8 protein-coding genes are annotated in these 15,635 nt (G+C 60.6%); 4 read left to right on the forward strand and 4 right to left on the reverse strand.

Annotated features, from left to right (window positions below; translation table 11 throughout):
- Window positions 1-130 precede the first annotated feature (130 nt).
- Window positions 131-1,504: a GAF domain-containing sensor histidine kinase gene (locus tag P9875_RS06615; protein ID WP_278317889.1), complete on the forward strand. Its 1,374-nt coding sequence runs from the start codon at window positions 131-133 to the stop codon at window positions 1,502-1,504.
- 15 nt (window positions 1,505-1,519) lie between these two features.
- Here the strand turns inward: P9875_RS06615 and P9875_RS06620 are convergent, their stop codons facing one another.
- Complete coding sequence (locus P9875_RS06620) at window positions 1,520-3,148, reverse strand: NAD(P)/FAD-dependent oxidoreductase (RefSeq protein WP_035825150.1); 1,629 nt, start codon at window positions 3,146-3,148, stop codon at window positions 1,520-1,522.
- A gap of 1,487 nt (window positions 3,149-4,635) precedes the next feature.
- Between P9875_RS06620 and P9875_RS06625 the strand changes: the two genes are divergently transcribed.
- Window positions 4,636-7,698: a TonB-dependent receptor gene (locus P9875_RS06625; RefSeq protein ID WP_099400768.1), complete on the forward strand. Its 3,063-nt coding sequence runs from the start codon at window positions 4,636-4,638 to the stop codon at window positions 7,696-7,698.
- A gap of 157 nt (window positions 7,699-7,855) precedes the next feature.
- Here P9875_RS06625 and P9875_RS06630 read toward each other — a convergent pair whose 3' ends face one another.
- Window positions 7,856-8,581, reverse strand: coding sequence for a 16S rRNA (uracil(1498)-N(3))-methyltransferase (locus P9875_RS06630; RefSeq protein WP_278317890.1), 726 nt, complete (start codon window positions 8,579-8,581; stop codon window positions 7,856-7,858).
- A gap of 196 nt (window positions 8,582-8,777) precedes the next feature.
- On the opposite strand from P9875_RS06630, the gene tkt reads away from it, so the two are divergent.
- Window positions 8,778-10,775, forward strand: a complete 1,998-nt coding sequence (gene tkt, locus P9875_RS06635; protein ID WP_099379390.1) for a transketolase — start codon at window positions 8,778-8,780, stop codon at window positions 10,773-10,775.
- A gap of 78 nt (window positions 10,776-10,853) precedes the next feature.
- A complete protein-coding gene (gap, locus tag P9875_RS06640) occupies window positions 10,854-11,864 on the forward strand; it encodes a type I glyceraldehyde-3-phosphate dehydrogenase (RefSeq protein WP_010395244.1) in 1,011 nt (336 codons plus the stop codon).
- A 50-nt stretch (window positions 11,865-11,914) separates the two neighbouring features.
- Here gap and P9875_RS06645 read toward each other — a convergent pair whose 3' ends face one another.
- Together P9875_RS06645 and glnE are read right to left on the reverse strand one after the other, a co-directional pair.
- The gene (locus P9875_RS06645; RefSeq protein ID WP_278317891.1) at window positions 11,915-12,697 is read right to left on the reverse strand and encodes a YoaK family protein; all 783 of its coding nucleotides are present in this window, start codon (window positions 12,695-12,697) and stop codon (window positions 11,915-11,917) included.
- Window positions 12,698-12,710: 13 nt separating this feature from the next.
- Entirely contained in the window at window positions 12,711-15,464 is a 2,754-nt protein-coding gene (gene glnE / locus P9875_RS06650; RefSeq protein ID WP_423221822.1) for a bifunctional [glutamate--ammonia ligase]-adenylyl-L-tyrosine phosphorylase/[glutamate--ammonia-ligase] adenylyltransferase, read from the reverse strand.
- Window positions 15,465-15,635 lie beyond the last annotated feature (171 nt).

A 15,635-nucleotide genomic window follows, 5' to 3' on the forward strand; every position in this document is an offset into this window, starting at 1 on the left:
TTCCTGTGTATCTGTATTATTAAGCAATAGCCAGGGGTACAATCGCGGCAGGTCCGCTGGGGCGGGCCATGGCTGAGAGTCGCCGCGCCGGCAGGCGTGGCTGCGCTTGCGGTGCCGTGCAGGAGCATTCATGAGTATTCCGTTGTTCGATGTGAATTCGCAAGAACCCCTGTTCGATGCCGAGCAGCGGCGCACCCTGGCGGAAGCGGCCCTGCGCTCGATTACCGCCTCGACGGCGCACGCCCGTGGCGACGACTTCCTGCGCATTCTCGTCAAAGACCTGGCCGAAGCACTCGACGTGCACTATGTGATCGCCGGGCGCCTGGTGCGCCTGGACGATGGCAGCGAAGGCATCCGCACCCTGGCCCTGTGGGGCGGCGATGGCTACCAGCCGAATATCGAATACAGCCTGCAGCACACGCCTTGCCAGGACGTGACCTGCCAGAGCATGTGTTTTCACGGCAGCGATATCCAGCGTCGCTTTCCATTCGATAGCCTCCTGGTCGACATGCGGGCGGAAAGCTATGTCGGCATGCCGCTGATCGATACCGATGGCAAGACCCTGGGCATCCTGTCGGCCATCGACACGCGGCCCATCGATGAAAACAAGCGTTTGCTGGCCTTGCTGCTGCTGTCGATCTTCTCGGCGCGCGGCGCGGCCGAGCTGCAGCACCAGGAGCGCACCCAACAGCTGGAAGAAATCGTGCGCCAGCGCAGCGAATCGCTGCTGGCGGCGCAGGCGAACCTGATCGAGCAGGAGCAGATGGCGGCCCTCGGTTCGCTGGTGGCCGGGGTCTCGCATGAAGTCAACACCCCCATCGGCGTGGCGCTGACGGCGGCGTCGAGCATGGGCAGCTATGCCGACCAGCTGGTGCAACTGCTGGGCGGCGCCAAGGTCAGCCGCGCCGAACTGATCGACATTGCCGAGTCGCTGAAAGGCGCGGCCGCCTTGATCGAGCGCAACCTGGCGCGCGCCGCCGACCTGATCGGCAACTTCAAGCAGCTGGCCGTGGACCAGGTCAGCGAATACGTGGCCGACCTGGCCCTGCACGACTATGTGCACGGCCTGGTGTCGGCGCACAGCCCGGAACTGCGCAAGGCGGCGCTGGGCGTGGAACTCGATATCGCGCCCGATTGCCAGGTGCGCCTGGCGGCCGGCAAGCTGTCGCAAATCCTCTCGAACCTGTTGATGAACAGCGCCCGCCACGGCTATCCGCAGGGCGGGCCGGGGCGCATCACGATACGCGCGCGCATCGAGGCGGACGGTGATGAGGCGGCTACGCGCTGGCTGCTGCTGGAATTTTCCGACGACGGCATCGGCCTGGCGCCGGCCGTGCGCGAACACATGTTTGAACCGTTTTTCACCACCAAGCGGGGCCAGGGCGGCTCCGGCCTGGGCATGCACATCGTCTACACGATCGTGCAGCAACTGGGCGGCCAGGTGTGCGCCATCGACAGCACACCCGGCTGCCATATACAGATCAGGCTACCGCTGGCAGCCTGATCTGCTGTACGGACCTCAGGCGGCGGCCATCGACAGCGCTACCGCCTCTGCCACTTTGATGCCATCGACGGCCGCCGACAGGATGCCGCCCGCATAGCCGGCGCCTTCGCCAGCGGGGAACAGGCCGCGCGTGTTCAGGCTTTGCAGGTTGTCGTCGCGGCGCTTGATGCGGATCGGCGACGAGGTACGCGTTTCCACGCCCGTCAGCACGGCGTCGGCCTTGTAGTAGCCCTTGATCTGCTTGTTGAACGCCGGAAACGCTTCACGCAGGGCCGTGATCGCGTATTCGGGCAAGGACGGCGCCAGGTCCGTCAGGTGCACGGCCGGCTTGTAGGACGGCACCACGCTGCCGAACTCCGTCGAGGCGCGGCCAGCGACGAAGTCGCCGACCAATTGCCCCGGGGCATCGTAGTTGCCGCCGCCCAAGGCAAACGCGCGCTCTTCCAGTTCGCGCTGCAGGGCGATGCCGGCCAGCGGGTCGCCCGGGTAGTCGGCCGGCGTGATGCCGACGACGATGGCGCTGTTGGCGTTGCGCTCGTTGCGCGAATACTGGCTCATGCCGTTCGTCACCAGGCGGCCCGGTTCCGAGGCGGCCGCCACCACCGTGCCGCCCGGACACATGCAGAAGCTGTAGACGGAACGGCCATTGCTGGCGTGGTGCACGAGCTTGTAGTCGGCCGCGCCCAGGATAGGGTGGCCGGCGCTGGGGCCGAAGCGGCAGCTGTCGATCAAGGATTGCGGATGTTCCACGCGGAAGCCGATCGAGAACGGTTTCGCTTCGATGTACACGCCGCGCTTGTGCAGCATCTCGAAGGTGTCGCGCGCGCTGTGGCCGATGGCCAGCACGACGTGGTTGCTGGCGATGGTTTCACCATTGTCCAGCACCACGCCGCGCACCTGGCCACCGTCGGCACCGGGGACGATGTCGAGGTCGACCACCTTGCTGCTGAAACGGTATTCGCCGCCCAGTTGCTCGATGTTCGCGCGCATTTCTTCCACCATCTTGACCAGGCGGAAGGTGCCGATGTGCGGCTTGCTCACATACATGATTTCCTCGGGCGCGCCCGCCTTGACGAATTCCGTCAGGACCTTGCGGCCGTAATGCTTGGGATCCTTGATCTGGCTGTACAGCTTGCCGTCCGAGAAGGTGCCGGCGCCGCCTTCGCCGAACTGCACGTTCGATTCCGGATTCAGTTCGCGCTTGCGCCAGAAGCCGAAGGTGTCGACCGTGCGTTCGCGCACCTGCTTGCCCCGTTCCAGGATGAGGGGACGCAAGCCCATCTGCGCCAGGATCAGCGCCACGAACAGGCCGCACGGACCCGTGCCGATGACGATGGGGCGCGGTTCAGTGCTGTGGCCGGCCAGCTGTTCGCCGCCAGCGACGAATTTGTAGTCGGTATCGGGCGCGGGCATCAGGTGCACATCGTGCTGCAGGCGCGCCAGCACGGCCGCTTCATTTTTGACGTCCACATGCAGCGAGTAAATCAACACCACGGCGCTGCGCTTGCGCGCGTCATAGCTGCGTTTGAAGACGGTAAAGCCGAGCAAATCGGCGGCGGCTATGTCCAGGCGCGCCAGGATGGCGGCGGGCAGGGCCGCTTCGTCGTGTTCGAGGGGGAGTTTTACTTCGTTGAGTCGCAACATGGTGTCTATCCGAAAAGTGCAGGGCTCCGTATCTAGCGGAGAGTGGGCAGCCGCGTGGCGTGGCGCAAGGCGGCATTTTACTCCTTCTGGCACGCAATGCATGGCGGCCCGGGCGGATGTCGGGCCATTTTCCTGCCCCATGGAAGTTGCCGGCGGCCGGGTTCAGCGCAGGAGGCGGCGCTTCCCCAGACGTCATGGTGGCATCGGCTACATGAGGCGATGGCATGACAGCAAACTTCCGCAATGCACCATTTGGGTGCGCCAGCCTGTCGTTGAACAGCCTCGGCTGGCATTTGCAATGCGGTAGGCAAACTCTGCCTGAAAAGTTGATGGCGAGGTGTTTTACCTGTCTTTGAGCACAGTTCATTTTGTGTGCTGGGGAGCTGTTTTTGCACGCTCAAATTACACACGTCCGTGCACCGGTTGATCAGGCGGGCTAGCGGTCAAATAAATTGATTATCAATATGTATAGGCAAATTCTGAATTTTCTTGCCAAGTTGAATGGACAAGAAGTGCAGCAGCGATACGGGGAGAGGGGATTTTTGGCAGCCTCGGGACGGCTGCCATCGTGGCATGGCGGGGCAGCGTGCTGCTGGGGCTGCCACATTGAAGCTTCGCGCGCGGGAAGGATGCTGCGCTCCGGCACCGGCCATCCAAGTCTGCTTTTTATTTCAAATTATTGCGTTTAATAACTGCGGAATTACTCGATGCGATTCTCCCGGAATGGCGAGGTTATTGCATTTCCGAGTTAATTTCTTTGATTGTTCAGATATGATTTTTTGATGGTGCTGATTTTTTTGTTTCTCAGAGGGGAGGGAATGCAGGGTATATTTCTATTTGTTATTTATTTTAATATTGAATATAAAAATTTCACTGCAGGATTTTGATAATCGTTGGTGTATCTAATAACTTATATTCAAATGTGAATATTCTCGTTGAAGATATTCATACAATGTAATTGAAAACTTAAGATTTGAATAGTTCAATTCGATTGTGTGTTGTCAATCTGCAACAGGCCTGCCGCCATCCCACAGGCTTCGCGTGCTGAAAGGCAGGGTGCCAAGGGCTGCAGGCGCGCCACGCCAGGCATTTCAGATTGTGGCCATGCACGCGAGACGCACGCAACGTCATGTGTTTTTAAACAATAATTTTTCGCATATTAATATGCGTTTTTTTTGCAGTGCATCAAAATGGTGCATTGCCGCACAATCTTGGACGCATTTGCCATTTCCCCGCTCCATTCATTTTGTTGTATCTTTGCATCATATTTTTCTCCTATGTTGACAGTGAACAATCGCCTATGGTTTTATGTATCGCTTAGGCAAGTAGGTTTTCCTGTTTTGTCTGAAGCCTGTCCTATCAGTGGCGGGGAGTGTCAAGTCATCAAAAACTAAAACCGGAAATAAAAACGTATTAAACATGATTTAGTGCTTAAATTTACCAAGCAACTCTACCAGAGACGCTTAATCTAATAATTAGGAAACCACATGTTGAGAAAAACTGTTTTAGTACGCGCGCTGGCGCTGGCCTTCAGTGCCGGCGCCATGTCCGCCATGGTCGTTGCGCCCGTCATGGCGCAGTCGAACGCAGCAGGTAGTATTTTTGGTAAGGTCGGCAGCGGCACCGGCGATACCGTCGTGTTGCAAAACAATGGTACCAACCAGACGCGTTCCACGGCAGTTGATGCAAACGGCTCATTCCGTGCTACGAGTCTGCCTATCGGTACTTATACCGTAACGCTGAAGAAGGGCGAATCGGTTGTTGGTACTACGTCGCTGGAAGTGCTGGCCGGTCAAGGTGTCGAGGCAATTTTCCCTGCCGCTGGCGGCGTTCAGGCCGTGCAAGTGACGGGGCGTCGCAACCGCATCGATATCTCGAGCTCGACCAATGGCGCGACCTTTACCGCACGCGAGCTGGACAAGTTGCCGATCGCACGTAACGTCGACGCAATCGTTCAACTCTCCCCGAACACCACCCGTGGCGACCCGACCTATCCTGCCGGAGCCAGCTTCGGCGGTGGCGGCGCTTCGGAAAATGCCTACTATATCAACGGTTTCCCGGTAACCAACCCGTTGTCGCAATTGGGCGCAATGGAACTCCCATTTGGCGCGATCGCTCAAGCTCAAGTTTTGACGGGCGGTTATGGCGTTGAGTTTGGCCGGTCGGTTGGCGGCGTGGTCAACGTCACGACCAAATCCGGTACCAACACCTGGGAAGCCGGTGCACTGGTATCGATCGCACCGAAGTCGTTGCGCGCCAAGTCCCGTGACATGTACTACGCCAATACCGGTGTTTTCCCGCAAACAGACGGGACCCTGCGTATTCGCCGCGAAGACAATGAATTCGAGCAAAAACAGTACTCCGCCTATGTCGGTGGTCCGCTGATCAAGGATACCTTGTTCGGTTTCGTTGCACTGGAGCAAACGCGCGCCGAAAGCAATGGCGTCTTTGGCGGCCGTACCGCGCTGACTAACGGTGATAACGGCTGGCGCGATTACAAGACCACCACCGAGCGCTACTACGGTAAGCTGGACTGGAATATTTCCGATAATCATCGTATCGAATTCACCACGATCGGTGACCTGCCGGAGACCAACACGCAATTCCGTTCGTATGATTACGCGACCCGCGCCGTCGGCAGCAAGGTCAACTCGTCAACCCACGAAGAATACGGCCCATTCAACCCGAACGGCGGCGAAGCAAATATCCTGCGCTACGTTGGTAACATTTCCGATAACCTGACCGTCACTGCCCTGTATGGCAAATCGCGTGCCAAGCATATCTATGAGCCTACAGGCTACGATCCAACGCTGGCACAAGTGAGTGCGGCAAAGGCGGATCAGGCACCAGGCTTGAACTACACGGGTGGTCAGCCGTTCTCGACCAATCAACCAGTCAATGGTTCCACCGACCGCGTAACGTCCAAGCGTCTGGATTTGGAATACAAGATTGGCAACCACACCCTGCGTGCTGGTCTGGACAATAACAAGATGTCCTCGGCAGACGCTGGCGACGCTTTGGCCGGTGGCGCACTGTGGTTGTACGGCAAGACCCCAGATGCTACCAAGCCATTTGACGTTCCTGGCGGCCAAGTTGGCGCGCTGGCAGGCAAGGGCCCGCTCGCATCGCAAGGTTTTTATGTGTCGCGTGTCCTGTCCTCGACCGTATCGAATGCTTTCGCTGGTCAGGATGCTCAGTACATTGAAGATCGCTGGCAAGTGACGAAGGACGTGTTGTTGACCGCAGGTCTGCGTCGTGAGGGCTTCTACAATGCCAACCAGGACGGCACTAAGTATATTGAGATGAAGAACCAATACGCTCCACGCGTAGCAGCAGTGTGGGATGTGAATGGCGATGCATCGTTTAAAGTATTTGGTAGCGCAGGCCGTTACACCCTGCAAATGCCAACCGTGATCGCTTTGCGCGGTGCAAACGGTTCGCTGAACACCAACCAGTACTACGCTTACACGGGTACGGATGCACATGGTGCGCCAACGGGCTTGACCCAGTTGACGGATGTCTTGTCTGCAAACAATGAATTCGGTCAAGCAAAAGATCCGAAAACCGTTGCTGCACTGGACATGAAGCCGTCGTATCAGGATGAGTTGACCCTGGGCTTTGAAAAGGCCTACAACCCTAGCCTGAATTTCGGTGCCAAGGTTACTTACCGTACCCTGAAATCGACGATCGATGACTTCTGCGATGGTCGCGTGTTCGCAAAATACGCCAAGCGCAATGGTATCGATACTTCGAACTACGGCGGTTTTAACTGCGCATCGTTCAACCCAGGCGAAGCAAATGATTTCCTGGTTGACTTCGCTGGTACGCAGTCCAACTACACCCGCGTCCACCTGACGAAGGAAGACCTGGGCTTCGACAAGGCCAAGCGTACTTACGCTGCACTTGATGTGTTTGCTGAGCATCCATACCGTAACGGCTGGTATGGTAAGATCAACTACACCCTGTCGCGCAGCAGCGGCAATACTGAAGGTCAGACGCTGTCCGATACCACGACTGGCCAGGCTGACGTTGCAGCTACCCAGACCTGGGATTACGCAGCACTGATGCGCTATGCGGATGGCCGCCTGCCAAATGATCGTAAGCATCAGATCAAGGCTTATGGCTTCTACGACGTGACCCCAGAGTGGACCCTGGGTGCCGCCGCCTTGCTCGCTTCGGGCCGCCCACGTTCGTGCGTCGGTACCAATCCGAACACGCAATCGGCAGACGATGTCGGCTTTAACTATCAGTCCGCTTCGCACTATTGCTTCGGTGCAACTGGCAATCAGAACGTTGTTTCGCCACGCGGAACCGTGGGCAATCTGCCATGGGACAAAAACCTGGACTTGAACGTGTCGTACAAACCAGCTTATGTGCCAGGCCTGGCAGTTAAACTGGACATCTTCAATGTGTTCGACACGCAAACCACGCAAAAAGTGGTCGAGCGTTACAACACCAACCAGGCACGCTATGCTCTGTATGAATCGGTACTGAGCTATACCGCACCTCGTTCGATGAAGTTGACTGCTGAGTTCAACAAGAAGTTCTAATCGTGTGATGGCCGCCGGTTTGCCGGCGGCCTGCAAAAGACACGATTTCAGTAAAAATGCCGCGCCCTGTCAAACAGGGCGCGGCATTTTTTTTGGCTATGTCCACGGCAGGCGTGGGAGCGCCCCCGGCGTTGCCTTCAATATGGTTTCTCGCCTCTTACATCCCGCCCCACAATGCCGCCAGGGTGGCCAGCGCCGTCAGGCCCGCCGTTTCCGTGCGCAGGATGCGCGGGCCCATGCTCAAGCCGATGGCGCCGGCGGCCAGGGCCGCCTTTTCTTCCGCTTCCGAAAATCCGCCTTCCGGTCCCACCATCACGGTGATGGCCTGCGGCGGCTGGTGACGCGCCCAGTCGGCCAGCGACTGCTCCGCGCGCGGCGTCAGGATGATGCGTTTGTGTAAGTCTTGCTGGCGGCTCCAGCTATTAAAATCTTGCAATGGCGCCAGCTGCGCCAGGCGGTTGCGCCCGCATTGTTCCGATGCTGACACGATAATGCCTTGCCAATGCGCGAGTTTTTTCTCGGCCCGCTCGGCGGACAAGCGCACGACGCAGCGCTGCGCCGACAGCGGCACGATGCCCGCCGCACCCAGTTCGATGGCTTTTTCGATGATCCAGTCCATTTTGGACGCTTCCGGCAAGGCCTGCGCCAGGGTTACGGCGTACGGCAGCTCCGCTTCGCGCGCCACGTGTGTCTGGATGTCCGCCGTCACGCTGCGCTTGGCGACAGCCACCAGGCTCGCCTGCACTTCGCCGCCTTCGCCATTGAACAGGGTGATGACGTCGCCCGGCGCCAGGCGCACGACCTGGATATGGTGGGCGACAGCCTCCGGCAGGGCGATGGTGGTGCCGGCAACGAGCGGCTGGGGGCAGAAAAAACGCGGCATGCAAATCCTCAACGGGGGTATATGTGGGGTGGAAAGACGTCAAAGTATAGCCATTTGGCTGGCCAGTACGCCGCAATTCTAATTTGCGGCCCCCTAGTCTGGTAAAATAGTTGACTACATAAAGCAGCCGGCCTGGGTTCTTTCTTGTCCGTGCTGTTGCAAACGAATCCCAAACTCGCGACTGACCCACACCACCATGACAACTACGCTCCCGACTACCAAAATGGCCAATGCGATCCGCGCACTGGCAATGGACGCTGTACAAAAGGCCAACTCCGGCCATCCAGGCATGCCGATGGGCATGGCCGAGATCGCAGTTGCTCTGTGGAGTGGTCACTACCGCCACAATCCCGCGAATCCAAAATGGCAGAACCGCGACCGTTTCCTGTTGTCGAACGGCCATGGCTCGATGCTGCACTACGCGCTGCTGCACCTGACCGGCTACGAGCTGTCGATGGATGACATCAAGGCGTTCCGCCAGATGCATTCGAAAACCCCGGGCCACCCGGAAGTCGATATCACGCCGGGCATTGAGACGACCACCGGCCCGCTGGGCCAGGGCATCGCCAACGCCGTCGGCATGGCCCTGTCGGAGCAATTGCTGGCTGCTGAATTCAACAAGCCTGGCTACGACATCGTCAACCACTACACCTACGCCTTCGTCGGCGATGGTTGCCTGATGGAAGGTATTTCGCACGAAGTGTGCGCGCTGGCCGGCACCCTGGGCTTGAACAAACTGATCGCCCTGTACGATGACAACGGCATTTCCATCGACGGCAAAGTCGAAGGCTGGTTCACGGACGACACCCCGGCGCGCTTCGAAGCGTACGGCTGGAACGTCATCCGCGCCGTCGATGGCCACGATGTTGCCGCCGTGGCTGCCGCCATCGCCGCCGCCAAGACCGCATCGAAGCCAACCCTGATCTGCTGCAAGACCATCATCGGCAAGGGTTCGCCGAACCTGCAAGGCGGCGACAAGGTCCACGGCGCCGCGCTGGGCGACAAGGAAATCGCTGCCGTACGCGAATACATCGGCTGGGATGCCGCACCGTTCGAGATGCCGGCCGACGTGTACGCTGCCTGGGATGCCAAGAAGCAAGGCGCCCTGCTGGAAGCGGACTGGAACGAGCGTTTCGCCGCCTACGGCCGTGAATTCCCGCAGCAAGCTGCGGAACTGAGCCGCCGCATGCAGGGCGAGCTGCCTGCTGCATTTGAAACGGCGCTGTCGGCCGCGATCGCTTCCTGCGTCGAGAAGAAAGAAAACATCGCCACCCGCAAGGCCAGCCAGAACGCCATCCAGGCGCTGGCTTCGTCCCTGCCGGAATTCCTCGGCGGCTCGGCCGACCTGACCGGTTCGAACCTGACCAACTGGAAAGAATGCGTGGCTGTGCGTTCGGGCCAGCCTGGCAACCACATCAACTACGGCGTGCGTGAATTCGGCATGAGCGCCATCATGAACGGTATCACCCTGCACGGCGGCTACATCCCGTTCGGCGCCACGTTCCTGACGTTCTCCGACTACAGCCGCAATGCCCTGCGCATGGCCGCCTTGATGAAACTGCGTTCGATCTTCGTGTTTACCCACGACTCGATCGGCCTGGGCGAAGACGGCCCGACGCACCAATCGGTCGAGCATGTCTCGTCGATGCGTTTGATCCCGAACCTGGACAACTGGCGTCCATGCGACACCGTCGAGTCGGCTGCTGCCTGGGGCGCCGCCGTGCGCCGCAAGGATGGCCCGTCGACCCTGATCTTCTCGCGCCAGAACCTGCCTTACCAGGAGCGTAGCGCCGAACAGATCGAGAACATCTACCGCGGCGGCTATGTGCTGAACGACGTGGCGGACGCCAAGGCGATCCTGATCGCCACCGGTTCCGAAGTGGAACTGGCCGTCGCCGCCGCCAGCGCGCTGGCGGCCGAAGGCATCAACGTGCGCGTGGTGTCGATGCCGTCGACCGACGTGTATGACCGCCAGGACGCCGCCTACAAGGCCAGCGTGCTGACCCGCGGCGTGCCGCGCGTGGCCATCGAAGCGGGCGTGACCAGCTTCTGGTACAAATACGTGGGCCTGGAAGGCGCCGTGGTCGGTATCGACACGTTTGGCGAATCGGCGCCTGCCGGCGTGCTGTTCAAGCACTTCGGCTTCACGGTCGAGAACGTCGTAGCCAAGGTGAAAGCCGTTATCGCTGGCTAATATTGATTTTGAGCAGACCCTGGCCATGTGCTGGCCGGGGGGCTGTGCTGATACCTTTTTTTTAATCAGGAGCAGAGTATGACGATCAAAGTTGCAATCAATGGCTACGGCCGCATCGGCCGTAATGTATTGCGCGCTTTCTACGAAGGCGGCAAGAAACAGGATATCCAGATCGTTGCCATCAACGACCTGGGCGATGCCAAATCGAACGCCCACCTGACCCGCTACGACACCGCGCACGGCAAGTTCCCGGGCACGGTCACCGTCGAAGGCGACAACATGATCGTCAATGGCGATCCGATCCGCGTATTCGCACAGCGCAATCCTGCTGAAATTCCATGGGGCGAGCTGGGCGTGGACGTCGTGCTGGAGTGCACGGGTTTCTTCACCACCAAAGAGAAAGCTTCGGCTCACTTGAAGGGCGGCGCGAAAAAAGTCATCATTTCGGCACCAGGCGGCAAGGACGTCGACGCGACCGTCGTGTTCGGCGTGAACCACTCCGTGCTGAAATCGACCGATACCGTCATTTCGAACGCTTCGTGCACCACCAACTGCCTGGCACCGCTGGTCAAGCCACTCAACGACGCCATCGGCATCGAAACGGGCCTGATGACCACCGTGCACGCCTACACCAACGACCAGGTGCTGTCCGACGTGATGCATGAAGACCTGCGCCGCGCCCGTTCGGCCACCATGAGCATGATCCCGACCAAGACGGGCGCCGCCGCCGCCGTGGGCCTGGTGCTGCCTGAGCTGAATGGCAAACTGGACGGCTTCGCCATCCGTGTGCCGACCATCAACGTCTCGCTGGTCGACCTGTCCTTCATCGCCAAGCGCGACACCACCGTGGAAGAAGTCAACGCCCTGATGAAAGCCGCGTCGGAAGGCGCCCTGGAAGGCATCCTGACGTACCAGACCGAACCACTGGTCTCGATCGACTTCAACCATAACCCGGCTTCGTCGAACTTCGATTCGACCCTGACCAAAGTGTCGGGCCGCCTGGTGAAAGTATCGTCGTGGTACGACAACGAGTGGGGTTTCTCGAACCGCATGCTCGACACCACCGTCGCACTGATGTCGGCCAAGTAATTTTTTGACCGCATAAGAAAAAACGCCCAGGTAGTTGCCTGGGCGTTTTTTCATTTATGGCTGTGCGAATAGAAACGGCGCCGGTAAAAACGCCACAGCAGGCGCAAGTCGCGCAGCACGGGCACGCCCGACAGCAGGGTCAGTACACCGGCGAGCAGGATGGTGGCGGCGGGAAAGCCGATGTGCTTGAAGGCCAGGGCGCCGCTGACGCCGCCGATGAAGAAGCAGGCGATCAGCAGGCTGTGCGTTCTCAGCTTGCCGCGGTTGACCTTGACCATCCGATCCGGCAGGTGGCGCCGGTTGTAATACGCCATCTTGCCCAGTTCGATGCCGATGTCGGTCGACAGGCCCGTCACGTGCGTGGTGCGGATGACGGCGCCCGAAATCTTGGTGATGATGGCGTTCTGCAAGCCCATGACAAAGCACAGCAGCAAGATGGTGACGGGGCCCAGCACGTCGGGCATGGTGGCCAGGTAATTGCCCGTCAAGCCGAACAGCAGCAATAAGGCCGCTTCCAGCATCAGGCTGGCGGCGAATTGGCTGTGCAGCCGTCGTCGCTTGCCCCAGTTCACCATGATGGCCGTGACGGCCGCGCCGCTGACAAAGGCCAGCCAGGCGCCCAGCGCGGCCAGGGCCACCGTGATATTGCCCAGCGCCAGGTCGTCCGCCATGCCCGAGACGATGCCCGTCATGTGCGAGGTATAGCCGCCGATGGCAAGAAAGCCGCCCGCATTCACAGCGCCGGCCACCAGCGCCAGCACGCAGCCCAGCTGCAGATTGGCTTGCGTATCGCGCGCCGATCCGCTCAGCCGGGACAGGTAATGGAGTGGCATGCCCGGGTCGGCCTCAGGCAACGGCGCCGAAGATGGCTTGCCACAGGCGCATCACGTTGTCCGCATGCACGCGCAGGCGCTCCGGTTCCACGCGGGCCAGATCTTGCCCCTGCAGGCGCAACTGGTGCTGGAGCTTGCGCAGCGCGCGGTAGGCGTCGGCGACCTGGGCGGCCAGCTGGGCGTCGATCAACCCCAGTTCGCCGCACAGGCGCAGCAGGGCGATATTGCCCGAATTCGCCGTCAGCTGCGGATACTGCGCCGCATGCTGGAGCACCAGGTATTGCACCATGAATTCGATGTCGATCATGCCGCCCGGATCCTGTTTCAGATCAAAGCTGCCGGGGCGGGGCGGATGCGCGTCCAGCATCTTTTTGCGCATGGCCACCACTTCGCCCTTGAGCGGGCCGTTTTCCGGCCGCTCCTTGCGCAGGATGGTGTCGCGGATGCGTTCGAAATGCTTGCCGATGGTGGTATCTCCGGCGCAAAAGCGCGCGCGCGTGAGCGCCTGGTGTTCCCACACCCAGGCCGCGCTGCCCTGGTAGCGCTCGAACGCCTGCACGCTGGAGACCAGCATGCCCGAGGCGCCGTCGGGGCGCAGGGCGATGTCGATGTCGAACAAAATGCCGGCCGAGGTGTGCGATGTCATCCAGGTAATGAAGCGTTGCGCCAGCTTGGCGTACAGGCCGGGCGCTTCCTGGTCGTCGTCATCGAAGAGGAAAATGACGTCGAGGTCCGAGACATAACCGAGTTCCTTGCCGCCCAGCTTGCCGTACGCGATGACGGCGAATTTCGGCACGTCGCGGTGGCGCGTGGGCAAGGTTTGCCAGACCGCTTGCACGGTTGCGGCGACGATGATGTCGGCCAGCTGCGACAGGTAGTCGGCCAGCTTTTCCACGCTCAGGTCGCCCGCCAGGTCTTGCGCCAGGCACTGGAACAGTTGCGCATGGTGCATTTCGCGCAGGATATCCATTTGCCGCTCCGTGTCGCCGGGCGCGTCGTCGAGCTGGCGCTGCAGATCCAGCGCCAGGGCGGCCGGGTCCGGCACAGTGTTGCGGATGCGTTCGTCCAGCAGTTCATCGAGCAAAATCGGATGTTGCGTGAGGAAGGTGGCGGCCCAGCCGCTGGCGCACACCATGCGCACGACGCGCTCGAGCGTATGCGGGTATTCCGTCAGCAGCGACAGATAGGCCGAGCGGCGCGCGATCGCTTCCAGGAAATCGAGTAGCCGGCCCAGGGTCGCCAGCTGGCTGGCGTTACCATTGGAAACGGAGCAATCGGTGATCAGGGGCAGGGCGGAATTGACGAGGGCCACCAGTCTCGTGCGGCTCGCCTCGGGCAAGGACTGCAAACGGGGCGCCTGCCACGTGGCCAGCAGGCGGCGCGCGCAGGCGGCCGGCTCATGGAAACCCAGGGCGGCAAAGCGCGCTTCGATGGCTTCCTGCTGGTCCGAGGCGGCGCAGTCGTTCGACGTCTGCGGGTCGATGCCCGTGTCGGCCGGCGGCGTGCCGCTGCTCTTGTCGCTGAACATTTCGTCGAATTGCCCGGCGACAAATACGCGGTGCGCTTCCAGCTGGGCCAGCAAGGTCGCCGTGTCAGGCAAGCCCATCATCTGCGCCACGCTCAGGCGGTCGACGTCATTCGCGGGCAGGGTGTGGGTTTGCGCATCGTCAAGATACTGCAGCCGGTGTTCGAGGTTGCGCAGGAAAGTGTAGGAGCCGAGCAGTTGTTCCACGATGGCCGGTTCCAGCAAACCCTTGTCGGCCACCGTGCGCAGGGTGGCGCGCGTGGAGCGCTCGCGCAGTTCGGCGTCGCGCCCGCCCCGTATCAACTGAAACACTTGCGCGAGGAATTCGATTTCGCGGATGCCGCCACGGCCCAGCTTGACGTTGTTGCTGCGGTCAGGGTGCAGCCGTTCCTGGCGGTTGACCTCGGCGCGGATCTGGCCGTGCATGGTGCGGATGGCGTCGATGACGCCGAAATCGAGGTAGCGGCGAAAGACGAACGGGCGCACGATGGCGTCGAGCGAGGCAATGTCTTCCGGCTTGCCCGTCACGGCGCGCGCCTTGACCCAGGCGTAGCGCTCCCATTCGCGGCCTTGCACGATCAGGTATTGCTCCACCATGCTGAGGCTGGCGGCCAGCGGACCCGAGTTGCCGTTCGGACGCAAGGCCATGTCCACGCGGAAAGTAAAACCATCCTGAGTGATCTCGGCCAGGGCGGCGATCAGTTTCTTGCCCATGCGAATGAAAAACTCGTGGTTGGACAGGCTGCGCTGACCCGGTACGGTGACGTGCGTGTCGCCGTCTTCCGGGTAGACAAAGATCAGGTCGATGTCCGACGACACATTGAGCTCGCCGCCGCCCTGCTTGCCCATTGCCAACACCATCAAGGCCTGTTCCTCGCCCGATTCCTCGCCGACAGGCATGCCGTGCAGGGCCACCATCTCGGCCATGATGGCGTCCACATGCGTGCGGATGGCGAAATCGGCAAAGCTCGTCATGGCCGTGACGACTTCGTGCAAGTCGGCCCGGCCTTCCAGATCGCGCGCGATCAGGCCGCAGACGAGCAGGTTGCGCAGGCGGCGCATGGCCCGCTCGGGCGGCAGCGGCGGCGTGGCGGCGTTCGCCTGGGCGGCCAGCTCGGCGGCAAAGTCGAGCTTGTCCAGCGGCGCGCGCACCAGTTGCGCTACCTGCGCGGCGCGCTCGGGGGCGGCGTCCAGCCAGCGCTGGTAGAAACGGGAGGCGGAAATCAAAGGCTGTGTGCTCATGGTATCGGTAACTGTCTCGTGGATGCTGCGTGCATGTTCTTGTTTAACTTGGCTGCGAATGGCGGGGGATGCGGTAAAATTGTGCCGCTGGTAGCATACCGCCGGCAGTACGTGCTCTTCCGGACGATGGTAAGGGAGGCTTTGCTCAGACGCAAGCGCGGGGATGCAGGC

It is taken from the genome of Janthinobacterium rivuli, from assembly GCF_029690045.1.
Taxonomy (GTDB): domain Bacteria; phylum Pseudomonadota; class Gammaproteobacteria; order Burkholderiales; family Burkholderiaceae_D; genus Janthinobacterium; species Janthinobacterium rivuli.